Origin of the sequence: Aeromonas sp. QDB18 (assembly GCF_027705325.1) — a bacterium.
Taxonomy (GTDB): domain Bacteria; phylum Pseudomonadota; class Gammaproteobacteria; order Enterobacterales; family Aeromonadaceae; genus Aeromonas; species Aeromonas caviae.
This window is the reverse complement of record NZ_JAPDBQ010000013.1, coordinates 21,131-45,082: the sequence shown is the minus strand read 5'-3', so window position 1 is coordinate 45,082 and position 23,952 is coordinate 21,131. Positions and strand designations below refer to the sequence as shown.

23 protein-coding genes are annotated in these 23,952 nt (G+C 59.6%); 3 read left to right on the top strand and 20 right to left on the bottom strand.

Annotated elements, in window-relative coordinates; translation table 11 throughout:
• From OKC30_RS04190 to murJ, 12 genes are all read right to left on the bottom strand, one after another.
• Positions 1–363 (bottom strand): type IV pilin protein (locus OKC30_RS04190; RefSeq protein ID WP_270809562.1); only part of this gene is annotated, 363 nt, incomplete at its 3' end.
• 8 nt (positions 364–371) lie between these two features.
• The gene (locus tag OKC30_RS04185; protein WP_270662325.1) at positions 372–3,725 is read right to left on the bottom strand and encodes a pilus assembly protein; all 3,354 of its coding nucleotides are present in this window, start codon (positions 3,723–3,725) and stop codon (positions 372–374) included.
• A gap of 11 nt (positions 3,726–3,736) precedes the next feature.
• A complete protein-coding gene (locus OKC30_RS04180) occupies positions 3,737–4,213 on the bottom strand; it encodes a pilus assembly PilX family protein (RefSeq protein WP_080688822.1) in 477 nt (158 codons plus the stop codon).
• Positions 4,214–4,223: 10 nt separating this feature from the next.
• Complete coding sequence (locus OKC30_RS04175; protein WP_160837174.1) at positions 4,224–5,318, bottom strand: PilW family protein; 1,095 nt, start codon at positions 5,316–5,318, stop codon at positions 4,224–4,226.
• On the bottom strand, positions 5,315–5,728 hold the full coding sequence (tppB, locus tag OKC30_RS04170; RefSeq protein WP_106553390.1) for a type IVa pilus pseudopilin TppB: 414 nt from the start codon (positions 5,726–5,728) through the stop codon (positions 5,315–5,317). Before tppB ends, OKC30_RS04175 begins: the two co-directional genes overlap by 4 nt.
• Entirely contained in the window at positions 5,725–6,228 is a 504-nt protein-coding gene (tppE, locus tag OKC30_RS04165; RefSeq protein WP_160837176.1) for a type IVa pilus pseudopilin TppE, read from the bottom strand. The genes tppB and tppE overlap by 4 nt, the downstream gene beginning before the upstream one ends.
• A 261-nt stretch (positions 6,229–6,489) precedes the next feature.
• On the bottom strand, positions 6,490–7,425 hold the full coding sequence (gene ispH / locus OKC30_RS04160; protein ID WP_052814602.1) for a 4-hydroxy-3-methylbut-2-enyl diphosphate reductase: 936 nt from the start codon (positions 7,423–7,425) through the stop codon (positions 6,490–6,492).
• Complete coding sequence (gene fkpB / locus OKC30_RS04155) at positions 7,425–7,877, bottom strand: FKBP-type peptidyl-prolyl cis-trans isomerase (RefSeq protein ID WP_160837178.1); 453 nt, start codon at positions 7,875–7,877, stop codon at positions 7,425–7,427. The genes ispH and fkpB overlap by 1 nt, the downstream gene beginning before the upstream one ends.
• Positions 7,874–8,374, bottom strand: coding sequence for a signal peptidase II (gene lspA, locus OKC30_RS04150; protein WP_052814604.1), 501 nt, complete (start codon positions 8,372–8,374; stop codon positions 7,874–7,876). The genes fkpB and lspA overlap by 4 nt, the downstream gene beginning before the upstream one ends.
• On the bottom strand, positions 8,374–11,235 hold the full coding sequence (gene ileS, locus OKC30_RS04145) for an isoleucine--tRNA ligase (RefSeq protein ID WP_160837180.1): 2,862 nt from the start codon (positions 11,233–11,235) through the stop codon (positions 8,374–8,376). Before ileS ends, lspA begins: the two co-directional genes overlap by 1 nt.
• A complete protein-coding gene (gene ribF / locus OKC30_RS04140) occupies positions 11,235–12,209 on the bottom strand; it encodes a bifunctional riboflavin kinase/FAD synthetase (RefSeq protein ID WP_010673098.1) in 975 nt (324 codons plus the stop codon). The genes ileS and ribF overlap by 1 nt, the downstream gene beginning before the upstream one ends.
• A 207-nt stretch (positions 12,210–12,416) precedes the next feature.
• A complete protein-coding gene (gene murJ, locus OKC30_RS04135; RefSeq protein ID WP_270661837.1) occupies positions 12,417–13,979 on the bottom strand; it encodes a murein biosynthesis integral membrane protein MurJ in 1,563 nt (520 codons plus the stop codon).
• Between the two features lie 191 nt (positions 13,980–14,170).
• Between murJ and rpsT the strand changes: the two genes are divergently transcribed.
• A complete protein-coding gene (gene rpsT / locus OKC30_RS04130) occupies positions 14,171–14,434 on the top strand; it encodes a 30S ribosomal protein S20 (protein ID WP_005308808.1) in 264 nt (87 codons plus the stop codon).
• A gap of 48 nt (positions 14,435–14,482) precedes the next feature.
• Here rpsT and OKC30_RS04125 read toward each other — a convergent pair whose 3' ends face one another.
• The 8 genes from OKC30_RS04125 to rppH all read right to left on the bottom strand — a co-directional run bounded on the left by OKC30_RS04125 (position 14,483) and on the right by rppH (position 22,129).
• A complete protein-coding gene (locus OKC30_RS04125) occupies positions 14,483–14,785 on the bottom strand; it encodes an ArsR/SmtB family transcription factor (RefSeq protein WP_029313781.1) in 303 nt (100 codons plus the stop codon).
• A 48-nt stretch (positions 14,786–14,833) separates the two neighbouring features.
• A complete protein-coding gene (gene nhaR, locus OKC30_RS04120; RefSeq protein WP_010673095.1) occupies positions 14,834–15,766 on the bottom strand; it encodes a transcriptional activator NhaR in 933 nt (310 codons plus the stop codon).
• Positions 15,753–16,133, bottom strand: a complete 381-nt coding sequence (locus tag OKC30_RS04115) for a hypothetical protein (RefSeq protein ID WP_010673094.1) — start codon at positions 16,131–16,133, stop codon at positions 15,753–15,755. The genes nhaR and OKC30_RS04115 overlap by 14 nt, the downstream gene beginning before the upstream one ends.
• A gap of 20 nt (positions 16,134–16,153) precedes the next feature.
• Complete coding sequence (nhaA, locus tag OKC30_RS04110) at positions 16,154–17,344, bottom strand: Na+/H+ antiporter NhaA (protein ID WP_103261680.1); 1,191 nt, start codon at positions 17,342–17,344, stop codon at positions 16,154–16,156.
• A gap of 279 nt (positions 17,345–17,623) precedes the next feature.
• Entirely contained in the window at positions 17,624–18,418 is a 795-nt protein-coding gene (gene thyA / locus OKC30_RS04105) for a thymidylate synthase (protein WP_042014892.1), read from the bottom strand.
• Positions 18,418–19,242, bottom strand: coding sequence for a prolipoprotein diacylglyceryl transferase (gene lgt / locus OKC30_RS04100; protein ID WP_043153049.1), 825 nt, complete (start codon positions 19,240–19,242; stop codon positions 18,418–18,420). Before lgt ends, thyA begins: the two co-directional genes overlap by 1 nt.
• 66 nt (positions 19,243–19,308) lie before the next feature.
• On the bottom strand, positions 19,309–21,588 hold the full coding sequence (gene ptsP / locus OKC30_RS04095) for a phosphoenolpyruvate--protein phosphotransferase (protein ID WP_160837185.1): 2,280 nt from the start codon (positions 21,586–21,588) through the stop codon (positions 19,309–19,311).
• A gap of 13 nt (positions 21,589–21,601) precedes the next feature.
• Entirely contained in the window at positions 21,602–22,129 is a 528-nt protein-coding gene (gene rppH / locus OKC30_RS04090; protein WP_010673089.1) for an RNA pyrophosphohydrolase, read from the bottom strand.
• A 731-nt stretch (positions 22,130–22,860) separates the two neighbouring features.
• On the opposite strand from rppH, the gene mutH reads away from it, so the two are divergent.
• A complete protein-coding gene (mutH, locus tag OKC30_RS04085) occupies positions 22,861–23,535 on the top strand; it encodes a DNA mismatch repair endonuclease MutH (RefSeq protein ID WP_042014896.1) in 675 nt (224 codons plus the stop codon).
• A gap of 83 nt (positions 23,536–23,618) precedes the next feature.
• Positions 23,619–23,948: an isoamylase early set domain-containing protein gene (locus OKC30_RS04080; RefSeq protein ID WP_103260846.1), complete on the top strand. Its 330-nt coding sequence runs from the start codon at positions 23,619–23,621 to the stop codon at positions 23,946–23,948.
• Positions 23,949–23,952: the final 4 nt, after the last annotated feature.

Sequence of the window (23,952 nt, the reverse complement as noted above, 5' to 3'; positions counted from 1 at the left end):
GATGATTTTCGAATGGAGATGTTTTTTGGCGTGACGACAGATGCGAATTGCTCGCAAAAAGTATAATCCCGCCCTGAGGGTATAGCTGGCGCCGCTGGCATTGAGCGCCAGATTGTAATAGGCAGTCCCGCCATCCCTGGGCAAGGTAGCCAGCCCGGCGGAGACCAAGTTGCCACCATCATAATTGCCGTCAGCGGTAAACTGTCGCTCCATGTATTGCGCCGCCTCCAGCAGGGCGGCCTTGGCCTCTGCCCGCTTGGCAGAGGCCATGTAGCTGTTGTAACTGGGATAGGCAATCACGGTCAGAATGGCCATCACGGCTACCGCAATCATCAGTTCCATCAGGGAAAATCCACGCACCATCTCCACCTCTACTCCAGTTGCAACCAGGACTGGCGACCACCCAGATCACCCGCCCCCTCTTCCAGCGTGACCGAAATGTTGCCGCTGGAGCCACTGATGTACTTGCGCTCCATGTCGGCATCTTCCACCACGCTCGGCGTCGTGGTGAGCTCGTCAAACTGCTTGCCGCTGACCGGCACCTTGATGTCGTTGCCGCCACTGTCCTTAATCCCCACATAGTCGTCATCGTTGACCGCGCCATCGCCATTGACGTCAAACACCGAGTAGGTCAAACGCGCTCCCGAAACGGGATCCAGCTCCATCAACCAGGAGTGCCCACCGAAGTCACAGGCGTCCGCCGAGGGGCTCAGGGTGTTGAAGATCAGCCGCTTGTTGCGATAAAGCATCTCTGACACGGCTCGCTCCCCCACCCCCTTGCTCAACGCAGGGGATTTGAGCACCAGATACCACCCTTTCTGGCTGGTGTAGTTGACCGCCGTGTTGGACACCACCCTGACGTTGAACTTGATGGTGGTGCCATTGGCGGAATACTCGTGGGTAATGCTCTGCTGCAACAGCTGGCTGCTGAGCACGCTAGCCCCCGTATCCCAGATGCCATAGACGGCTTCCAGCCTGGGGGTCGCCGGCAGCAACTTGTCGTCATTGGTGAAATAGCTGCCCGTCCCCATCAGCACCATGATGCCTCCCTTGGGATGACGGATGGCCAGCGGGCGCATGGTGACGGGTTGACGCGTGCTGGCGGAGCAGGTTCCGTTGCACGCCTGAAACAGCGGTTTTGGCTTGTTGCCGGTCTTGAAGGCACTCCCCCACTGGGCGCTGTTGTTGTCGGTCAGATCGAATTTCCACAGATTGCCCTGCAGATCGCCGGCATAGACATAGTCCGCCACCCGGTCGCCATCCTCGTCTACCGGCAAGGGGGATGAGAGACCATTGGGCTCACTGGCCGAGCCCACCTGGGTATCTATCTCCTTGATCACCGCACCGGTCGCCAGATCCAGCACGAACAGGCGCGCCGTTTGGCTGGTGCTGTTGTAGCCGTTGGCCACCAGCGCCACCCATTTGTTGCCGGACTTGACCCGAACCAGGGTCGGCGCCGCCAGCGCCACTCCCATCTCGGTATTGGTAAACTCCCACAGCATCTTGTCGGCGGTGAAGTTGTCCGGCGCCGTCACGTCGATGGCAAACACGGCCTTGCCACCGGCACCGGTCGATCCCAGCAGCACGGTTTTCCAGCTGCTGCCAAGATAGGCATCGCCTACCTTGGCCGTGCCATCGACATAGTAACGATGGCTGTAGTCCGGCTTGGTCAGCAAACTCAGATCCCCCAACAGGCTGGCAGGAATGTAGGCCAGGGTCTCCACCCCGTTGGCGACCCTGAAACCATGCAGCATGCCGTCATTGGCCCCCACGTAGAGCATGGGTGTACGGCTGCGAATAGCCGTCGAACCGAGGAAAATCAGATAACCGTCGCGCTCCGCTTGGGTCAGGCCGGTGGCGCTGCCGTAGCCGTAATCCCGGCTGCCGACATAGACGGGATCCGAGTTGATGATGTCTCCCAGCAGATCGCTGCGGCTGCGAAACAGGCCGCCATTGCTCTGCTCGCGACTGCGATCACCGCGCAAATAGGCAACCCGGTTTTCCCCCTGGCTGTCGCCAGCAAGGTTGAACAGGGCACGGTTGGTGGCGTTGAGATCGGCCCAGGTGAAGGGAATGCCGACCCCGTTTTGTCGAGTAAAGATGCTGCGGGAGGTGTGTGCCGGGATCAGGGTGGCGGCATTCCAGGCCATGTTGCCCAGCGACCCATCGCTGTTGAGGGGAATGGAGATGAGTTGCCCCGACCAGTCGCCGCTGTTGTAGCGGGCCTGGTAGATGTGGGTGTTGCTGTCCAGCCGGGTTGCGTTGGCGGTCACCGAGCTGGCGGAGCTGTTACGGGCCGCGATCTGGGCCAGGGTGCTGCTCAGGGCTGCAGCAAAGATGTCGGGGTCGCCCGCGCTGAAAAAGCTGCCCTTGCTGTTGAGTGCCGCGTGCCACAGATCATCGATCTTGTACTCCGGAATGTAGGTCGCGTTCTTGTACTCCTTGTCATCCGGATCATGGGGATTGGGCCAGCTGTTCGGGATGCCGTTGGCCGGATTGAGCGACCCGTTGACCCCGAGTCCAACGGTAAAGTTGACCAGATGCTGCCAGTTGGCAGGATCCACCGTGCTGGTCGGCACCTTGTCGGCCAGATCGGCACGCAGGTCGGTTTTCCAGTATTTGTAGGCCACGTCGGCCAGGGTATTGCTGTAGCCATCCTTGTCCAGATCCCCTACCGAGGGGGTATCCCCGTTCCAATAGCCATCGGTCATCAGGATGTTGTAACTCTGCCGGCAGGTGAGGTGGGGCAAGGTGCTGCCGGCACTGGCCGCCCAGGGGCCGTTGTTGTCGGTGCGGGAGAAGTACTCCCCCACATCTTTCAGGCTGGTGCGCAGCGGTGTACCGGCGGCCGGAATATCGCGGCTGTACAGGTCGCTGAAAAAGGCGCTGCGATCGGTGCCGGAAAAAGGCGCGACGCCGCGGATCACGCTGCCGCTGGCATTGATGGTGGCAAACCCCACCCGCAGGGCCTGCCCTTGGCTTGCAAAAGCACGGCCGACCCCGGCACGAGCCGCCAGGATCCGGGAGCGGTAGTAGGTGTACCAGTTGGCGAAGTTCTGGATCTCCTCGTCATAGGTACAAACGGGGGCGCTCTTGCAATCGCTGCGATTGGGGCGCCCGCCATAGGTACTGCCGGACTTTATCTCCACCCGGGTATAGCTGCCCACCTTCTTCACGTCGCCACTGCCCTTGTAGGCAAAGTAGACGGCAGGCCAGAAGGTCTCATCGTCGTTGTAGTCAGTGGAGGAGAACCCGGTGTAGTAACGCAGGGACTTGGAGCGGTTGTTCTTAGTCAGATCACGACAGCCGGCGGCGGTATTGAAGGGGTTGTGCGGTGCGCAGCTGATGCTGGCATTCGCCATCAGGGTGCTGTCCGCCTTGGCCCAGGGCCGATAGCTCTGCTGCGGGTTGTAGTAGAGTTTGTTGTTGTTGCTTGAGCGGGTATAGGCGTTGCGGTCGTTGCTGCTGGTGAAGGTCACGGTCCGGTTGTCATAATCCTCGCTGCCATAGACATTGTCGGCTCTGGGATAGACGTAGCGGGCGCTGTTCTCGATCAACCCCTCCGGCATCAACTCGAAGTGCATCGAACCTGAGTCATCGAGACTGAACATGATGTTGGGTTCGGCCCGGGTACCCAGATAGAGGGGAACCTGGGCGATGTCGAGGGCCGCCTGCACCTGGGAGCAGAGCAGCAGGGCCGAGAGTCCGTAGCCAGATGCACGCATGGGTTGTTCTCCTAGCGGCTGTAGGTCGATTGCAACAGCACCCGGCTCTCGTCCGAGAGTCCGAATCCCCTTGCCGTGATGCGATAGAGGCGGCGCTCGCTGATAGGCTCGTCAACCGCCAGACTCTCGTTGCTGCCCTGGGTATAGGGCAACCGCTCGATGAAATATTCGGGGGCCCGTCCGGTCAGACCGCTATTGGCATAGGTACGCCAGGCCGTGGAGGGAGAGGCGGGATCCACCGCCACGCTGACGAACTCATAGAGGCCGGCACTGTTGTCGTAGGGGCCTGAACTGCCCGCCTCCAGATAGCGCTCGGCAGCACGCAGCGCCGCCTCCGCCGCCTGCAGCGCCTGCTGTGACTCCTTCTGGTTGCCCGCCATCTTCTCCTGCAGCAGGGCACTCTGCATGCTGGCCATCGCCAGCAAGCTCACCACCGCAAGAAAAATCAGGCTGATCACCAACGCCATTCCCCCTTGTCGAGCCATCATGCCTCCCTCCTCATGGCAGCCGGTTGCGTAGGGCGACCGTGGTTTCGGCCACCCAGTACCAGTGATTGTCGACAGCCTGGAAGGTTGCACCGGCAAAGCTGATGGCCTGCGGATCTGATACCACGTTGCCCTGACCACTGCGCATCAAGAGCTGAACGCCAATCCCCAGCACGTTGTCCCAGTTCGGGTTGCTGGCGGCGCTCACATAGCGATCCGCCGCCCGATCCCGGTTCTGATCCTCGCCGAAGGTCAGCTGAATATCGGTGACCCCGTCCACCAGCAGCATGCCGGCAGCCAGACCGCTCTTGCGATACAGGGCATAGGGCGCGTTGGCAGAGGGGCGGGCGACGTAATAGATCCGGGTCTCCATCCGGCTCAATACCGAGCCGGCACCGAAGCGCTCCTCGACCGGGCTGCTGGCGCCGCCCCAGGAGCTGACGGCATTGCCCGGGGTGTATTTATTGTCGTTGGAGTGGCCGATGTTGACCTCGCTGCCGCCACCCACCACCTGGGTCTGGGTGATCTGGAAGATCCGCGCCTTCTGACAGTCGGACACCATGACGATGTCCCCCTCGCACAGGTCGCTGTAGCCCTGCTTGCCGGTACCGCAGTAGTTGGCCTTGCTGGAGAGTTGCTGCACGAACAGCTGGGCGGCGCTGTTGTTGCGAGTGACCGGCACCCCGGCGCCGGTCGGCCCCTGCACCAGCAACACGTCGGTTCCCGGTTTGGGTTTGGGCTCGGCAGCGGTAAACAGGGCCGACAGCGCCACGGGCAGCGCGGCGGTGACATTGTCATAGCCGCGCAGATAGACGGTGAAGTTGTAGGGCAGCGCCGTACCACCGCTCAGGGTGTTGGTGATGTTGACCCCCTGCTTGCTGAGGCAACCCTGGTAGCCCACCATCCGCAGCTCCTGCTGCAGCAGATTGACGGCAAACCGGCTGTCCTCCTGAACCCGGGCGATGGCCTCGCCGGTCAGATAGGTTTTGTGGTTGCCAAGCAGCACCTGAATGATGACCCCGACCGTCAGCAGTGACAGCAGCAGGGCGATCATCACCTCCACCAGACCGACACCGGCCTGACGCAACAAGGTGCGCCGCCCGCTCACAGATCCGTCCTCAGGGTCATGCTGCGCAGCGCAGGCTCAGTAGCCAGCCGGCTGGCATCCCACTGGATGGTGATGGTCGCCTGCCCGGCGCTGACGGCAATGGCCCCGTCACCGCCCGGCAGGCCGGTCAGCGCCTGTTTCCAGTACTGCACATCCTGTATCGCCATCGAGCTGCCGGAGACAGCCTCTCCCAGCCCGACATTGTATTGACCGAGCAGGGCCGCGCTGCGATTGGCCCGCATCATGTCGGCGATCATGTAGCCGAACTGGGTCGCTTCTGTGCGGGTAAGCGCCGATTGATTGCTCTTGAGCGCCTGCAACTGCAGGGTCGCCATGCCGAGAATGCCGATCGACAGCACCAGCACGGCGATCATGATCTCAAGCAGAGATACCCCCTGATGTCGTTTCATATGCAGCTGGTCTCCACGATGGATGGGCGCCCGGCCGGGGTGATCGTGATGTCGCGCGATGCCTCTTGGGCACACTCCGGCGGCTGCAGAGAGAACACCAGCGCCACCTGCTGACGTCCGTCGAGAAAGCCATTGCCACTGAAGCGAACCAGCGACGTATTGCTGACCAGGGTGCCTGCGCCCATGTCGGGAAAGAGCCGCAGCAGTTCGCCGTTGTCGAGGGTGCCATTGCCGTTGCGATCGACCCAGATCTGCCAGCCCAATTCCCAGTGGTTCTGGGTCAGGTTGCTGGCGGTTGCGGAGAGCGTGACCGCGGTATTGCGGCGAATGGCTTCGGAGCGGGCGAGGTTGATGGCGGCCACGAAGTTGTTGGCCTGGCTGGTCAGCGTCATGTTGCGCAATATCGCGCTAAAGGAGGGGACTCCCAACGTCAGCAGGATAGAGATGAGCGCAACGGTGACCATCAGCTCGATGAGGCTAAAACCTGAACGCAAAAACATCCTGTTTCGCTCTGATTTTGTCGGGGAGGCTCGTTCGCATATCCATGTGCCATCAAGCCAGATGAGAAGATCATCAGCAGTCTAGACCGCAGACCTTCGCTTGCAATTCAATCTACTCAGATCTTGGACATACATCATCAAATTTCGCTGCAATCTCACCACAAACCGGACAACAAGAGTCATAAGAATCGCCCATGAAAAAGCCACCTCACAGGAGGTGGCTCAGGCACTCATGGCACTATGCCGCACGGGATGGCTGACTCAAAGGATGCGCAGCTCCGGCGGCACCTCAAACACCACATTCTCTTCCCGGCCAGGATGCTCGGTCACTATCTTGCCTCCCAGCTCGCGCAGACGAGCAATGACATTCTGAACAAGCACATCGGGGGCTGACGCACCCGCCGTGACCCCGATACGGGCAACTCCGTCCAGCCATTGCGGCTCAATCATAGAGGCGTCGTCGATGAGGTAGGCTTTGGCGCCCACCTTCTCGGCCAGCTCCCGCAGTCGGTTGGAGTTGGAAGAGTTGCGCGATCCCACCACCAGCATGGCATCCACCAGCCCGGCCATCTCCCGCACCGCATCCTGGCGGTTCTGGGTGGCGTAGCAGATGTCATCCTTGCGCGGCCCCTGGATCTTGGGGAAGTGCGCACGCAAGGCATCGATGACGTCTGACGTCTCATCCACGCTGAGTGTCGTCTGGGTGACGAAACAGAGATCGTCCGGGTTCTTCACTTTGAGTTTGGCCACATCTTCCGGCGTCTCCACCAGATACATGCCCCCCTCACTGTTCTCGTACTGTCCCATGGTGCCGATCACCTCGGGGTGGCCGGCATGGCCGATGAGCACGGCTTCGGAGCCCTTGCGACTGGCGCGATGGACCTCCATGTGCACCTTGGTCACCAGCGGACAGGTGGCATCGAACACCTTGAGGGCGCGGGATTTGGCCATCTCGCGCACGACCTTGGCGACACCGTGGGCAGAGAAGATGACGATGCTGTCATCCGGCACCTCATCCAGCTCCTCCACGAAGACGGCGCCCGCCTCCTTGAGCTTGTTCACCACGTAGCGGTTGTGCACCACCTCATGGCGGACATAGATGGGGGCACCGAACTTCTCCAGCGCGCTCTCGACGATACTGATGGCCCGGTCGACACCGGCACAGAAGCCACGGGGGTTAGCCAGCAGAATATCCATCAGTGCACCTTCTCCTCGTCATCAACCCCCAGGATCTCCACCTCGAAGGTGACGGTGTGACCGGCCAGGGGGTGGTTGAAATCGACCGTGACCGACATCCCTTCCACCGCCCGGATGATCCCGGGCAGTTCGCTGCCGTTGGGCTGGTCAAACAGAATGATGGTACCCACCTTGGGCTCAACTTCGTTACCGAATTTGGCGCGATCGAGATGGTAGATGTTGTCGGGATTGGAAAGGCCGAACGCCTCTTCCGGCGCCAGGGTAAAGCTCTTGCTCTCCCCTTCGCGCAGCCCCAGCAGGCATTGCTCGAAGCTCGGCGTCAGGCTGCCGTCTCCCATCCGCAGACGGGCAGGCTTGCCGTGCAGCGCCGTGCTGTCGGCCACCGAGCCATCTTCCAGCTTGATGGCGAAATGAAACAGCACGCTGCTGTCTGCCGCAATCGGCTGGCTCATGGTGTCACGTCCTTCTTCTCACTGCGAAAACCGTCCAGCACTATCATGGCGGCACCGATGAAGATGAAGCTGTCAGCCAGGTTGAACGCCGGCCAATGGGCGCGCTGCCAATAGAAGTCGAGGAAGTCGACCACATGGCCCAGCACCAGCCGGTCAAACACGTTGCCGAGCGCCCCGCCGATGATCAGGCTGTAGGCGATACCGCTCCAGCGCTGGGTGACCGACTGCTTGCGCAGCCAGTGGATCAGCAGGCCACAGATGGCGAACGCCAGCACGGCGAAGAACCAGCGCTGCCAGCCTCCCTGATCCGCCAGGAAGCTGAAAGCAGCGCCCTTGTTGTAGACATGGACCAAGTTGAAGAAGGGGGTGATCTCCACCCCCGGGTAGCCAAATGGCAGCAGTTTGACCACGGCGAGCTTGCTCGCCTGGTCCAGAACAAAGGCCAGCACTGCCAGCCACAGCCAACGCAGGCCGCTTTTATGTTGAGTCATGTTCATCAGGCAAATTGACGCGTTTCGCCGTCACCCTCGACGTTGGTGACGCAGCGGCCACAGATCTCTTCGTGACCCGCGATGGTACCCACGTCCTCTACATGGTGCCAGCAGCGGTCGCACTTGGCGGCGGCAGACTGGGCAACGCAGAGCCACAGGTCATCGCGCTCGGTCGCCACGGCCTCTGCCGGTGCAGCATCGACGCTGACCACCTTGGCCTTGGAGGTGAGCAGCACGAAGCGCAGCTCATCGGCCAGGGCGTTCAGACGCGCGGCCAGCTCAGGCTTGGCGAACAGGGTCAGCTCGGCCTGCAGAGAACCGCCGATGCGCTTCTCGCCACGGGCCACTTCCAGCGCCTTGTTCACTTCACCGCGCACGGTGAGGATCTCGGCCCAGAACTCGTCGTTCAGCACTTCGCCCGCTTCCAGCCCGAACAGGCCGTCGTACCACTCCTCGGTGAACACGAACTCACCGCGCTCGCCCGGCAGCAGAGCCCAGATCTCGTCGGCAGTGAAGCTCATGATCGGCGCCATCCAGCGCACCATGGCCTCGGCGATGTGATAGAGGGCGGTCTGGCAGGAGCGACGGGCCAGGCTGTCGGCCTTGGCGGTGTACTGGCGGTCCTTGATGACATCCAGATAGAAGGAGCCCATCTCGATGGAGCAGAACTGCATCAGCTTCTGGGTCACGCCGTGGAAGTTGTACTCATCGAACGCGGCCACGATCTCTGCCTGTACCGCTTTGGCACGGCCCACTGCCCAGCGATCCACCACCACCATGTCGGCAGGCGACACCATGTCGGTCGCCGGATTGAAACCGTTCAGGTTGGCCAGCAGGAAACGGGCAGTGTTGCGGATACGACGATAGGCGTCGGCAGAGCGCTTGAGGATCTCGTCGGAGACGGTCATCTCACCGGTGTAGTCAGTGCTCGCTACCCACAGACGCAGGATGTCGGCACCCAGCTTGTTCATCACGTCCTGAGGGCTTACCACGTTGCCGATGGACTTGGACATCTTGCGGCCCTGACCGTCCACGGTGAAGCCATGAGTCAGCACCTGGTTGTAGGGCGCCTTGTCTTTCATCGCCACGCCGATCATGAGCGACGACATGAACCAGCCACGGTGCTGGTCAGAGCCTTCCAGATACATGTCGGCCGGCTTGCCGTTGAACTCGGGACGGGCATCGACCACGGAGGCGTGGGTAGAGCCGGAGTCAAACCAGACGTCCAGAGTGTCGGGCACCTTCTCGTAGTTGTCGGCATCGGCACCCAGCAGCTCGGCCTTGTCCAGATCCCACCATGCCTGGATGCCGGACTGCTCGACACGCTTGGCCACTTCGTGCATCAGGCGCACGGATTCCGGGTGCAGCGCCTGGGTATCCTTGTGAACGAACAGGGAGATGGGCACGCCCCAGGTACGCTGACGGGAGATGCACCAATCGGGACGGTTCTCGACCATCGCCTGGATGCGGTTCTTGCCCCAGGCCGGGACCCAGCCACTCTGGCCATGCTGGGCAATGCCCTCTTTCTCGATACGCTCGATCTCTTCCAGTGCGCGCTGCCGAAGACCCTTCTGCTCCATGCTGATGAACCACTGGGGGGTGGCACGGAAGATGATCGGGGTCTTGTGACGCCAGCAATGCGGGTAGGAGTGGTTGAACACCTTGTGATGCAGCAGGGCGCCGCGCTCGGTCAGCACCTCGACCACGGCCGCATTGGCCTTGAACACGTGCTGGCCGGCAAACAGTTCGGTATCCGGCAGATAGACGCCGTTGCTGCCAACCGGGTTGGCGACTTCCAGACCGTACTTCTGACCGACCACGAAGTCTTCCTGACCGTGACCAGGGGCGGTGTGCACCGCGCCGGTACCGGCGTCCAGAGTGACGTGGTCACCCAGCACCACAGGCACGTCGAAGCTGTAGAAGGGGTGGTTGAAGCGCAGCAGCTCGAGTGCGGCACCCTTGGCGTAGCCCAGGTTGTGGAAGTGCTCGATGCCGGCGCGATCCATCACATCCTTCACCAGCTCGGCGGCCAGGATCAGACGCTCGGGATTGTCGCCCTCAACCTGCACCAGTGCGTAGTCGAGATCGGCATGCATGGCGATGGCGCGGTTGGCCGGCAAGGTCCACGGGGTGGTCGTCCAGATCACGGCAGAGAGCGCGCCCTTGCCGGTGTGGCCTTCGGCGCAATCAAACTTGGCGGCAACAGCAGCCTCGTCGACGGCCTTGAAGCGCACGTCGATGGAGGGGGAGTTCTTGTCGTAGTACTCCACTTCCGCTTCAGCCAGCGCGGAGCCGCAATCGGTACACCAGTGCACCGGCTTGGAGCCTTTGTGCAGGTGGCCGTTTTCAACGATCTTGGCCATGGAGCGGATGATGTTGGCTTCGGTCCCAAAATCCATGGTCAGGTAGGGGTGTTCCCAGTCACCCAGCACGCCCAGACGGATGAAGTCGGTCTTCTGCGCTTCGATCTGGGTTTTGGCGTATTTGCGGCACTCGGCGCGGAACTCGGCGGCGGAAACCTTCTCGCCCGGCTTGCCGACCATGCCTTCCACTTTCAGCTCGATGGGCAGACCGTGGCAATCCCAGCCCGGTACATAGGGGGAATCGAAGCCAGAAAGGCCTTTGGACTTGATGATGATGTCTTTGAGGATCTTGTTGACCGAGTGACCGATGTGAATGCTGCCGTTCGCATAGGGGGGGCCATCGTGCAGAATGAAAGAAGGCTTGCCCGCTTTGGCGCGGCGAATGGCGCCGTAAAGATCCTGATCGTACCAACGTTTCAACATGTTGGGTTCGCGTTTGGCCAGATCGCCACGCATCGGAAACTCGGTTTCCGGCAGATTCAGGGTGTGTTTATAGTCGCTCATCAGTCCTGGGTTCCCTTCTTTTCTAAAAGAGTGCTGGGTAAATGAAATTGTGGCAGCCCGAACCAGGCTCGGGCCGCCAGGGCATCTCGTTCGATCTGCTCTTTCAAGGCGGTGAAAGAGTCAAATTTCTGCTCTTCGCGCAGCTTGTGGCGAAGCAGCACCTTGACCTGCTGACCATATAGATCACCAGAAAAATCAAATAGATGTACTTCCAATCTGGCTTGTGTACCGCTCAAAGTCGGACGTACACCCACATTGGCGACGCCGGGGAAAGTCTTGCCGGAACATATCACTTCCACCGCAAACACGCCACCGACCGGGACAACCTGGCGTTTGAGGGCCAGATTCGCGGTGGGAAAACCTATGGTGCGCCCCAGCTTATCGCCGTGGGCCACCCGGCCGCTGATGGCATAGGGGCGACCGAGCATCAGCTCCACCTCCGCCATGCGGCCCGCTTTGAGGGCCTCACGCACCAGGGTGCTGCTGACCCGCTGGCGGGAAAGCTGGAAACTCTGGGTGCTGATCACCTCGAACCCGAAGCGCCGACCGGCCTCCTCCAGCAGGTGGAAGTCCCCTTCCCGCCCCTTGCCGAAGCGAAAATCGTCGCCGACCACCAGATAGTGCACGCCGAGTTTCTCCACCAGCAGTTGCTCGATGAAGGTGCTGGCCGCCTGCTCGGCAAAACGATGGGTGAAACGCACGCAGAGCATGCGATCGATCTGCATTCCCTTGAGGGCTTCGTACTTCTCCCGCCAACGGCTGAGACGGGCGGGCGCGGCACTGCCCGCAAACAGCTCCAGCGGCTGGGGTTCGAACAACATGACACAGGCCGGCAGGCCAAGTTGGGCGGCCTTCTCCTGCAAACGGGCCAACACTGCGTGGTGCCCCTGATGAACCCCATCGAAGTTGCCTATGGTCAATACACAGCCCCGGTGACGGGGCTTGATATTGTGAATGCCGCGAATAAGCTCCATCAGTGCCTTGTGCGTTGCTGCCATGGAAATCGGCGGATTATATATCAGGCAGCAGGCAGGGTCAGCCCTGCCGTTGACCCGATTTAGCCATCCCGCTCGCTTCTCGGACTTGGCCAGGAGCATCGCACCTCGTTGGCGGGCCAACCCGACAGCCCCTGAGACCGCCCCCATCGACCCTGTACTGTCCCCTCCCTTGCAGCTGGCTCCTTATTGCTGACCGGCTCTCAGGTGCCGTGTCCGGATCCCCAATGCCAAAAGGACAATGCCATACAGCGCTCCGCCCAGGCAGAGCAGCAGGGTCAACTCCAGGCTGGCCTTGCCCATGCTCCAGGCCCCCCATTGGGCGAGATCCGGTGACAGATAGGCCAGAAGCCCCCCCATCAAGACCGTTGCCGCCAAGAGCTTGAGGCAGAACAGCCCGGTGTTGCGGGAAGGGCGATAAACATCCTGCTGATAGAGCCCCTTGAACAGCAGTACGGCGTTAAGGGTGCCGGAGCAGGCAGTGGCGAGAGCCAGCCCCACGTAGCCGAGCGGATAGATGAAGATGAGGTTGCACACCATGTTGGCAACCATGGCCATGATGCCGATACGCACCGGCGTCCTGGTGTCCTGGCGGGCGTAATAACCGGGGGCCAGCACCTTGATGAGCATCAAGGAGAGCAGCCCCGTGGTGGAGGCCAGCAGGCTCGCACTGGACATGCTCACCTCGTGCAGACCGAACTCACCGCGCATGAAAAGTACCCGCAGTATGGGCTCGCGCAGTACGGCGATGCCGACCATGGCTGGCAAGCCGAGCAGCATCACCATGCGCACCCCCCAATCCATGGTGCGAGAGAAATCAGCCGGATCCGCATCCACGTGTTTTCTGGCCAGGGCAGGCAGGATCACCGTGCTGATGGCCACCGCAAAGAGGCCGAGGGGAAACTCCAGCAACCTGTCCGAGTAATAGAGATAGCTGATGGCACCGGTAGCCAGAAACGAGGCCAGCATGGTGTTGATCAGCAGGTTGATCTGGCTGACCGACACGCCGAACAGGGCCGGGATCATCAGGGTACGGATCTTCACCACCCCGGGATGGTGCCAACCCCACTTGGGCCAGACCAGCATGTTGAGCTGGCGCAGAAAAGGATACTGGAACAAAAACTGGACCAGACCGCCGAGGAAGACACCGATCGCCAGGGAGATCTCGGGGCGCTCCATCAAGGGCGCGATCCACCAGGCCGCTGCAATCATGGTGATGTTGAGGAACACCGGCGTGAAGGAGGACACGGCAAAACGGCCAAAGGTATTGAGAATGGCCCCCGCCATGGCGGTGAAGGTGATGAACCAGAGATAGGGGAAGGTGATCTTGAGCATCAGACTGGCCAACTCGAACTTCTCCGCCGCCGGTCCGCCGTGCAGCCAGTCCCAGAACCAGCCCCAGCCAAAGAGGGCCGTCAGGACACCGGAACCCAGCACCCCGAGCAAGGTGACCACGGTGACGATACCACCCAGGGTGCCCGCCACCGCCGCCAGCAACTCGCGAACCGCCTGCTCGTCACCGTTTTTCTTGTACTCCGTCATCACGGGCACGAAGGCCTGGTTGAATGCCCCTTCGGCAAAGAGACGGCGCAAGAAGTTGGGAATGCGATTGGCGAAGAAGAAGACGTCTGCGGCCACCCCGGCACCGAGCAAATTGGCGATGACCACATCGCGCACCAAGCCCATCACACGGGATGCCAGCGTCATTCCGGACACAATCATGCCGGATTTGATCAATTTCTTACTCAAGACGAGGCCTCTGGAACTGTCGGAAAGAAAAGAATGCTGTTAGAATCGGCCGACAGTTTAACCGTCTCCCATCTGACACACCACCGGGGGGCGGTGTTTATTTGCACAAATCATTTGACAATATGTGGTTGGGAAGGCATATTTCCGGGCCTTTTCAATACACTCGCTAAGACAGTTTTAGGAGTTTTACCTTGGCTAACATCAAATCTGCTAAGAAGCGTGCTCTTCAGTCAGAGAAACGTCGTCAGCACAACGCCAGCCGTCGTTCCATGACCCGTACCTACCTGAAGAAAGTGATCGCTGCCATCGCCTCTGGTGACAAGGCTGCTGCCACTGCCGCTTTCGCTGTTGCTCAGCCGATCATGGATCGTATGGCGACCAAAGGCCTGATCCACAAGAACAAAGCTGCTCGTCACAAGAGCCGCCTGTCTGCCCAGATCAAAGCCATGGCTTAATCAGCATCCGCTGATGAAAGCTGAAAAAACCGGCCTAGTGCCGGTTTTTTATTTGGGGTCGCTACAGTACAGTCTGTGCAACAATCCGATCATCTCGCGCACCTCATGGCTGCGCAGGGAGTAATAGACCGTCTGGGCTTCCTTCCTCGTCGCCACCAGCTCATCCCGGCGCAACACCGCCAGATGCTGCGACATGGCTGACTGGCTCAATCCCAAGACCTCGTTCAGCTCGCCGACCGACAGCTCCCTATCCAGTAACTGGCACAAGATAAACAGCCGTCGCTCATTGGCCAATGCCTTGAGCAGGGTGACGGCACGCCCGGCATTCGCTTCCATCTCTTCCAATTGCATCTCACCCTCCTCTTCCAAGACTGGCATCATAGCGCCGTCACCGTCGATTTAAAACGAGAGGCTTGCCGGCTGAATGGCCGTGAAATCCTCCTGCCCCGCAAAGAGGAAGGAGAAATCACTCTCGCATACCCGCTTGACCGCAGGATGCTGGATCATCCGCTCGGCAAAGATGACGTAATACTCCTCCATCAGATCCTGGGTTTCACCCAGCAGCATCACCTCCTCCCCCTCCAGGATCTCCTCCCGATAAATGGTCGGTGCCATGAAGATGCCCTGGTTGAAGAAGCCGAACGCCTTCATCAGCGCCGCATCGTCGAATTCTCCCAGAATGCTGGGGGAAATTCCCTGCTGCTCGAACCACTGGGTCAGTTGACGACCCATGGCGGTACGGCGGCCCGGGATGAGCAGCTTGCGCTCTTCCAGGCAGGCAGGGAAAGGCTGGGAGGGCAGAGGCGCCTTGCAGAAGAAACTGACGCCACATCCCCCCAGACGCTTGGACAGCAACCCGGCATGCTGGCTGGAGTCCACCGGGCAATCAGAGAGGATCATGTCGAGCTTGTGCTCGCTCAACTGCTCCAGGAGCAGTTCATGGGTCGACTCGAAGCAGCGCAGGTGAATGGAACCGTCATTGGGGATCACGGAGAGCAGTACCCGGCTGGCGAGACGCTTGGAGAGAGCATCGGCGATGCCCACATCGAACAGGATCTGGCTCTCCTTGCGGTAGTTGACGATATCCAGCATCTCGTAGGAGAGGCTGAACATCTTGTCCGCATAGCGAAATACCAGTTGGCCAAGCTCGGTGGCCTCAAGGGAGCGCCCCTTTCTGATCAGCAACTTGCCGCCAAGACGCTGCTCAAGCAGTTTGATCTGACCGGTCACGGTCTGTGGGGTCAAAAAGAGGGCTTCCGCCGCCTGCGTGACGGAGCCCTTCTTCTGAGTCATCCAAAAATAGTAGAGATGGTTGTAGTTAAGGTGTGACATCCGATGGGGTTCCCGCGCCAGGCGGGCTCCGGTAGCAGCTGAGTTCAACCGCCAGAATGTCATACATGTCGCTGATCGAGTCAACCTTGTTCGCGTCGAACTGTGCCTGCAGATGGGCCTTGAGACGACCGGCATCCGGCATTCGCTCGGTACAATAGCGCTTGTTGGACAGCTTGACTCGCTCGCCGGCACGACTGCTCAGTGCCCGTTCGGCGAAGGTCTCTCCGAACCGAGCTTTTACCTGTGAGTCCCCCAGCATGAGTGCGCTGTCGACCACCCCGTTGAGATAGGCAGAACAACTTGCCGAGGTGGCATCCCGCTGACAATCGACCAGGCCATTTGCCCAGATTGCAGGACTCGCCAGCATGACTAACCATCCTAGTTTTCTCATAACCCCTCCGTACTTTGATTCGCCTCCCGATTGGGCAGCGATATCCGCAGTGCGATGTAACCGATCACGGCCGCGAGTGTGGAACCTGCCAGGATCCCGAGGCGCGAGTAGCTGCCGTAGTCCAGTCCGCCATGCTCGAATGCCAGCGATGCGATAAACATCGACATGGTGAAGCCGATGCCACACAGGATGCTGACGGCAAAGATCTGTCTGAAGTTCACTCCTTGCGGCAATTGGGCAATGCCTGATTTCACAGCCAGCCAGCTGATGGTGAAAATCCCGAGCGGCTTGCCGACGAAGAGCCCCAGGATGATCCCCATGGGGAGCGGATTGAGCAGAGCCGAGAAGTAGATCCCCTCCAGCGATACCCCGGCGTTGGCGAAAGCGAACAGTGGCAGGATCAGGAAGGCGCTCCAGGGGTGCAGCACATGCTCCAGATGCTTGAGTGGCGATGCGTAACGCTTGCCGTTGAGGGGGATCATGAAGCCCACGATGACCCCCGCCAGGGTCGCATGGACACCGGACTTGAGCACGGCAACCCAGAGCACCAGGCCGACCAGCATATAGAGTCCAATCCTGTCCTCACCACGGCGATTCATCCAGAGCAAGGTCAGGGTAGCCACCACACCTATCGCCAGCGCAGTCAGCGACAGTTGCTGGGTGTAGAAGAGGGCAATGATGATGATGACCCCCAGATCGTCCATGATAGCCAGCGCCAGCAAGAAGACCTTGAGGCTGGTCGGTACCCGCTTGCCCAGCAGCGCCATGACCCCGAGAGCGAAGGCGATGTCGGTTGCGGCCGGAATCGCCCAGCCAGCACGGGTAGCCTCGTCCCCGTAGTTGAAGAAGCTATAGATGAGTGCCGGTGCCAACATCCCCCCCACGGCAGCAATGGCCGGGAAGGTTGCCTGCACCCGGGAGGAAAGCGCCCCCTCCAGCATCTCTCGCTTCACCTCGAGACCCACCAGCAGGAAGAAGATCGCCATGAAGCCATCGTTGATCCAGAGCAGCAGCGGCTTGTTGATGTCGAGCGCCGCGATGCGAACCTGTACCTCGGTATTGAGGAAGCCCTGATAGTGTTGCGCCAGCGCCGAATTGGCCAGGCCGATGGCAAGCAGGGCGGCCAGGATCAGAATGATCCCGGAAGCGGACTCCAGTTTGAGAAAACGCTTGAATACATCGCTCATATCTAACTACCCATAAAATTGCATCTTTTCAGTCTAGGGCCAGAGTAGCTCAATGAAAAATCGTTTCTAACGGCTGATAACAACGAAAAAACCGAAAGCAAAACAGATAATGCCTGCTATAAGCAGGTTATTTCCCCTTTTCAGGAGCCATCTCTCCACCCGGAATGTTGCATATTAATTCACAGAAAATGCAAAAAGGCACCCGAAGGTGCCTCTAACAGCTGAGTGTCGACTCATCGTCACCTGGGAGACGATACTCGCCCCAGGCTCATTACCTACTCAAATAGCGACAGGCGCCTTGATCCCAGGATGGGGATCATAGCCCTGGATCTCGAAATCCTCGAATCTGTAATCGAAGATGGAGTCAGGTTTGCGCTTGATCACCAGTTGCGGCAGGGGGCGCGGCTCGCGGGTGAGTTGCAGTGCCGTCTGCTCCATGTGGTTGGAATAGAGGTGCACATCGCCACCGGTCCAGACAAAGTCACCCACTTCCAGATCGCACTGCTGCGCCATCATGTGGGTCAGCAGCGCATAGCTGGCAATGTTGAACGGCAGGCCAAGGAAAACATCACAACTACGCTGGTAGAGCTGGCAGGAGAGCTTGCCATCCGCCACATAGAACTGGAAGAAGGCGTGGCAGGGTGCCAACGCCATTTTGTCCAGCTCGCCCACGTTCCAGGCGGAGACGATGATGCGGCGGGAATCCGGGTTGTGCTGGATGTCGTCCACCGCCTTCTGGATCTGGTCGATGACAGACCCATCGGCCGCCGGCCAGGAGCGCCACTGGGCACCATAGACAGGCCCCAGATCACCGTGCTCGTCGGCCCACTCGTCCCAGATGCTGACACCGTGCTCTTTCAGATAGGCGGTGTTGGTATCGCCGTTGAGGAACCAGAGCAGCTCGTGAATGATGGAGCGCAGGTGGCACTTCTTGGTGGTCACCAGCGGGAATCCCTCGGCCAGGTTGAAGCGCATCTGATGACCGAACAGGGAGACGGTCCCGGTGCCGGTGCGATCGGATTTGACGGTCCCTTCATCCAGAATTTTCTGCATCAGGTCGAGATAGGCACGCATTACTTCGCCTCCTTGGGTGCATTGCCGAACAGACGGGGCTGTTTGTAGGCGGCCCAGACCATGAGGCCCCCCGCCACTATCATCGGGGTAGAGAGGATCTGACCCATGCTGATCTCGTTGAAGTAGAGACCCAGCTGACTGTCTGGTTGACGAACAAACTCCACCAGGAAGCGGAACAGGCCGTAGAACAGCAAGAACATCCCGGAAATGGCGCCACGGGGTGGGTGCTTGCGCCAGAACAGGTTCAGGATGATGAAGAGCACCACACCTTCCAGCGCGAACTGGTAAAGCTGGGACGGGTGACGCGGCTCGGGGCCCGCCTCGGGGAAGATGATTGCCCAGGGGACATCGGTCACCCGACCCCACAGCTCGCCGTTCATGAAGTTGCCGATGCGGCCAACACCGAGGCCAAACGGAATCAGCGGTGCCACGAAATCCGCCACGGTGAAGAAGTGGCGCTGGGTTTTGTGGGCAAACCAGATCATGGCGGTGATCACCCCGATGAGGCCACCGTGGAACGACATGCCACCAGTCCATATCTTGAACAGATAGGTCGGGTCTGCGAGGAAGAGATCGAAGTTATAGAACAGCACGTAACCGATGCGCCCTCCCAGGATCACCCCGAGGAAGCCGTAGAACAGCAGATCCGAGACCTCGTTGCGGGTCCAGCCGCTATTGGGTGCATCGGCGCGGCGACCTGCCAGCCACATGGCGAAGGCAAAACCGAACAGGTACATGAGACCATACCAGCGTACCGATAATGGTCCCAAACTGAATGCTACGGGATCAATCTGCGAGAAAACCCAATATCCGTCGTGCTGCATAGGCGGCCCCAATCATAAGAAAAGCCGCATTCTCCGATCATTCTTACGCAGTAACAAGGTGGAATATCAATCGGGCAGCCTGACCTTGTGCCCAGCCCGCAGCAATCCGCCCAGACCGTGCTCTTCCAGATATCGGGCGAACAGGCCCCGCAGCACGTGAGGATTGTCATGCTTGAGACCATCCGCCATCAGCGCCTTCAACTCGCCAAGGTCGGATTGCCGCAGCACGTATTTGATACGGGAGATGTTGTGGGTATTCATGCTGAAACGGCGATAGCCCATGGCCAGCAGCAGCAGCACTCCGACCGGATCGCCAGCCAGCTCGCCACAAACAGAGACCGGCTTGTGATAGCGCTGAGAGGCATCGACCAACAGTTGCAAAGCGCGGATCACCGCGGGATGGAAGGCATCGTAGATGCTGGCGACACGGGCATTGTTGCGATCCACCGCCAGCAGGTACTGAGTCAGGTCGTTGCTGCCCACCGACCAGAAGTCGATGAGCGGCGCCATCTCCGGCAGGATGTACAGCGCGGAGGGGACTTCGATCATCACCCCGAGACTGGGGTAGCGGATCACCGCATCGCGGCTGGCCGCTTCTTCCGACACCTCGCGCCACGCCTGATCCAGCAGACGACGGGAGGCCTTGATTTCACTGACACTGCTGATCATCGGCAGCATGATGGCCAGATTGTCCAGCCCTTCGCTGGCCCGCAACATGGCCTTGAGCTGCACCAAGAAGAGTTCGGGGTGATCCAGGGTGAGCCGGATCCCCCGCCAACCAAGGAAGGGATTTTCCTCCACGATGGGGAAATAGGGCAGTTGCTTGTCCCCCCCCACGTCCAGAGTCCGCATGCAAACCGGGCGATCCCGATAGGTTTCCAGGATCCCGCGATAGCGGGCAGTCTGCTCCCACTCCGAAGGGAAGCTGTCCTGCAGCATGAAGGGGATCTCGGTGCGATAGAGCCCGACCCCGTCCGCCAGATGATTGAGGGAGATCTCGGTATCCGCACTCAGCCCTGCGTTGAGCAGCAGAGAGACCTTGGTGCCGTCGGCAGTCTCGGAGGGCTGGCTGTCGACGCTACGCACCAGGGTGTCGAGTGCCCGCTCCTCACTCAGCAGTTGCCGGTACTCGGTCAGGATCACCTGGTTGGGTTCGATGAAGAGATCGCCGCTGTAGCCATCGATGACCAGAGTGCGCCCGCCGATGTCACCGAGGGGCAGATCCACCCCCATGATGGCCGCCACCCCCATGGCACGGGCCAGGATGGCGGCATGGGAGTTGGTCCCGCCCTTGAGCGACACCACACCGCTCAGAAATTCCCTCGGGATCTCCGCAAGGATGGTGGCCGTCACTTCATCGGCGACCAGCACCACGGGTTCGCCGATGGTGAGCTGCTCGGGTTCGTCCTGCACCAGCCGGCTGATGAGCCGCTGGGCGATGTCTTTCACATCGGTGGAACGTTCCCGCAGATAGGGATCCTTCATCCCCTTGAACTGCTCTATCAGCCGATCGCTGATGAGTTTGACCGCCGAGATCGCCGTCCAGTGTTCCTTGCTGACCTTGTTGCGGATGGGCTTGATGTAGCCGGGATCGTTCAACAGGTGCAGATAGATGTCGAAGATGGCGACCGAGTCCTGGCTGTAGCTCTCGCGAAAGCGCAGTGCCAGGCTCTCCAGATCATGGCGCACTTCCTCCACCGCCAGCTCGAGACGGGCAAGCTGCTTGGCATGATCCTCGTCCTTGCGCGGCGTGATGGTATTGAGCGCCTTGCGCGGACGCCACACCCAGGCCTTGGCGATGGCGATGCCACTCGCCCCGGCAATACCGCGCAGCGGCTTGCTCCAGTCGGTCTTCTGCAGCCACCCCTTGGCCTGGGCCTGGGCGATGCGGGCAGCCAGCTGAGCCGCCAGGGTGACCATGAAGGACTCCTCCCCCTCATCGAAGAGGCGGCTCTCCTTCTGCTGCACGACCAGAATCCCCACTACCTGACGCTGATGCATGATGGGAGCGCCGAGGAAGGAGCGAAACGCCTCTTCCGCCACATCGGGCAGGAACTTAAAACTGGGGTGAGAGGGGGCATCCGCCAGGTTGATCAGCTCTTCACGCTGACCCACCAGGCCGACGATACCCTGCTCGAACGGCAGGGTGGCCTTGCCCACGGCCGATTCGGCCAGACCATCGGTCGCAGCCAGTCGATAGCGGCGCATGTCCGGCTCGGCTACATAGACGGAGCAGCAGTCCACCGTCATGGCGAGCCGGGTCTGGCTCACCAATGCTTGCAAGGCCTGTTCGAGGGTGTTGGCCTCGGCCATGCTTTCCACGATGCGTCTGAGTTCCGTCAGCAACTAGTTGTGCTCCTTAACGCGAGCGGTTGCGCCGCCCATCTTTTCGGTTAGCCTGCACCACGGGGACTGGCATGGCCAGCGGGGCAAACTCCTTCATCACCCGGCGGTAAACCTCCCGCTTGAAGGAGACGACCTGACGAACCGGGTACCAGAAGCTGACCCAACGCCAATCATCAAATTCCGGGTGACCATGACAGCCAAACTGGATCCTGGACTCTTTGCCAGGATCGAGCTGCAACAAAAACCATTTCTGCTTCTGGCCAATACAGACCGGTGAACTGTCCCAGCGGACGAGTCGTTTGGGTAAGCGATACTTCAGCCAGTTGCGACTGGTCGCCAGTATGGTCACATCGTCCTGCTTGAGGCCTATCTCCTCATACAGCTCACGATACATGGCCTGCTCCGGCGATTCACCATCATCAACCCCCCCCTGCGGAAACTGCCAGGAGTGCTGCCCATAGCGCTTAGCCCACAATACTTGTCCGTCACGGTTACAGATCACGATGCCGACATTGGGACGAAATCCGTCACCATCTATCACGTGATCACCTTATAAAGGCTGAATCTATAACGAGATTGTTCCACATTCACCCCGTGGCGGCAAACAGGGACTGTCATCTTCCATTCATGAATAACTTGGCATTTCAAGCAAAGTTATAAACAAATTGAAGGTTCATGCTAGGCAAGTTGCCCACCCAGACTGTGCATAAACCTGTGATCAAGCAGGTATATACAGTAGTTTTATACTGTGGCATTGCACGGAAGCATATCATACCCGATTCACTTAAAAACAAAATATACATTTAAATACATAAGGTTATAGTTTAATTGCTGGATCAAGATCCATGTCTTTTGCCTAAGAGGATCCTGCCTGTCAATTGTGAACAAGTTCGACTGCTCAAAGATCCACCAAGACGGATTTATCCACAGATATGGCGCATTATCTGCACCGAAATGGCGCTGAAAATCGGCGTACTCTCACATTTATTTCTGGTGCCACGCTTCCTTTCACCACTTTACGCCAGTTATCCAAGATTTCTGTGGATAACTGTGTGCAACAGCTCGCACAAACCCTTGGACAACTCGTTTATGCGGGGATCCGGCGGGCCAACATACTGGATAAATAAAGTAAAACCCTTTAAAATCATTTAGATATGTTGAATTCTGTCACCCATGTCCCCCTGTGTATAGTCGGGCGAGGATCGGTTATAAAATCAGCGATACCATGCAAGGATCCGTATTGCGATGTCTATTATCTCCAGAGGAGCCCTCATGCCTGCCAATCCCCAGTCAGAACAAGAGCTGCTCAGTCGAGCCTACGCCATGGCTGGCTTCACTCTGGCCCAGCTTGCCGCAACGGCGGGCATCCCCGTACCGCGGGATCTCAGACGTGACAAGGGCTGGACAGGGCAGTTGATCGAGTGGCAGCTGGGGGCCAGTGCAGGTAGCCGTCCCGAGCAGGATTTTCCGGATCTCGGTATCGAGCTCAAGACGATCCCCGTCGATCCTCAAGGGCGCCCGCTGGAAACCACCTTTGTCTGCGTGGCCCCCCTCATCGGGGTCAGCGGCCAGCGCTGGGAGGAGTCGAACGTGCGCAACAAGCTGTCGCGGGTGCTCTGGATCCCGGTGGAAGGCAGCCGCGACATCCCTGTCGGCGACCGTCGCGTCGGCATGCCGCTGCTATGGAGCCCGAATGAAGAGGAAGAAGGACTGCTGCGACAGGACTGGGAAGAGCTGATGGACATGATAGTGCTGGGGGAAGTGGAGCAGATCAGCGCCCGCCACGGCCAAGTATTGCAGCTGCGCCCCAAGGCGGCCAACAGCAAGGCGCTGACCCGCGCTATCGGCCGCAATGGCCAACCCATCATGACGCTACCACGGGGCTTCTACCTCAAGATCGAGTTCACCCATCAACTCCTGCAGCGCCATTTTGCCCTCCCCCTTTGATCCTGTTTATCAACATCCTTGTCATAAAGTGATATAAAAATAACCAGCGCTACTTTCTTCGCAGCCAGTGACAAGGAGTCCATATGCCGATCAACAAGCAATTCCTCAAATCGCGTCCCGAGGTAAAGGTGACCTTTGCCGTCGAAAAGGAGGCCGCCGGTGATGCCGAGCAGGTCTTGCTGCTGGGTGAATTCAGCCAGTGGCAGCCCATTGAACTGAAGAGGATGAAAAACGGGGAGTTCAAGGCGACACTCAACCTGCCGACCGATGGCCCCAGCCATTTCGAGTATTGCTATCAGCTAGTGCAACCCGATGGTGAAACTCTTTATGACAACGACTGGGAGGCGGACGACTACGTGCCTGGCCCCTTCGGGCGTGACAACTCTGTGGTGCGGGTCAGCCAGCCCAGTTGAGCCA

Coding starts and splice junctions, on each gene's coding strand:
- fkpB (WP_160837178.1), bottom strand. CDS start 7,877: ATGAGCCAGCCGATTGCGGCAGACAGCAGCGTGCTGTTTCATTTCGCC.
- nhaA (WP_103261680.1), bottom strand. CDS start 17,344: ATGAGCGATGTATTCAAGCGTTTTCTCAAACTGGAGTCCGCTTCCGGG.
- ileS (WP_160837180.1), bottom strand. CDS start 11,235: ATGAGCGACTATAAACACACCCTGAATCTGCCGGAAACCGAGTTTCCG.
- nhaR (WP_010673095.1), bottom strand. CDS start 15,766: ATGTCACACCTTAACTACAACCATCTCTACTATTTTTGGATGACTCAG.
- mutH (WP_042014896.1), top strand. CDS start 22,861: ATGCCTGCCAATCCCCAGTCAGAACAAGAGCTGCTCAGTCGAGCCTAC.
- OKC30_RS04125 (WP_029313781.1), bottom strand. CDS start 14,785: ATGCAATTGGAAGAGATGGAAGCGAATGCCGGGCGTGCCGTCACCCTG.
- ispH (WP_052814602.1), bottom strand. CDS start 7,425: ATGGATATTCTGCTGGCTAACCCCCGTGGCTTCTGTGCCGGTGTCGAC.
- lspA (WP_052814604.1), bottom strand. CDS start 8,374: ATGAACATGACTCAACATAAAAGCGGCCTGCGTTGGCTGTGGCTGGCA.
- OKC30_RS04180 (WP_080688822.1), bottom strand. CDS start 4,213: ATGATGGCTCGACAAGGGGGAATGGCGTTGGTGATCAGCCTGATTTTT.
- thyA (WP_042014892.1), bottom strand. CDS start 18,418: ATGCGTGCCTATCTCGACCTGATGCAGAAAATTCTGGATGAAGGGACC.
- tppE (WP_160837176.1), bottom strand. CDS start 6,228: ATGTTTTTGCGTTCAGGTTTTAGCCTCATCGAGCTGATGGTCACCGTT.
- lgt (WP_043153049.1), bottom strand. CDS start 19,242: ATGCAGCACGACGGATATTGGGTTTTCTCGCAGATTGATCCCGTAGCA.
- ribF (WP_010673098.1), bottom strand. CDS start 12,209: ATGGAGCTTATTCGCGGCATTCACAATATCAAGCCCCGTCACCGGGGC.
- tppB (WP_106553390.1), bottom strand. CDS start 5,728: ATGAAACGACATCAGGGGGTATCTCTGCTTGAGATCATGATCGCCGTG.
- OKC30_RS04115 (WP_010673094.1), bottom strand. CDS start 16,133: ATGCTGGCGAGTCCTGCAATCTGGGCAAATGGCCTGGTCGATTGTCAG.
- OKC30_RS04080 (WP_103260846.1), top strand. CDS start 23,619: ATGCCGATCAACAAGCAATTCCTCAAATCGCGTCCCGAGGTAAAGGTG.
- OKC30_RS04185 (WP_270662325.1), bottom strand. CDS start 3,725: ATGCGTGCATCTGGCTACGGACTCTCGGCCCTGCTGCTCTGCTCCCAG.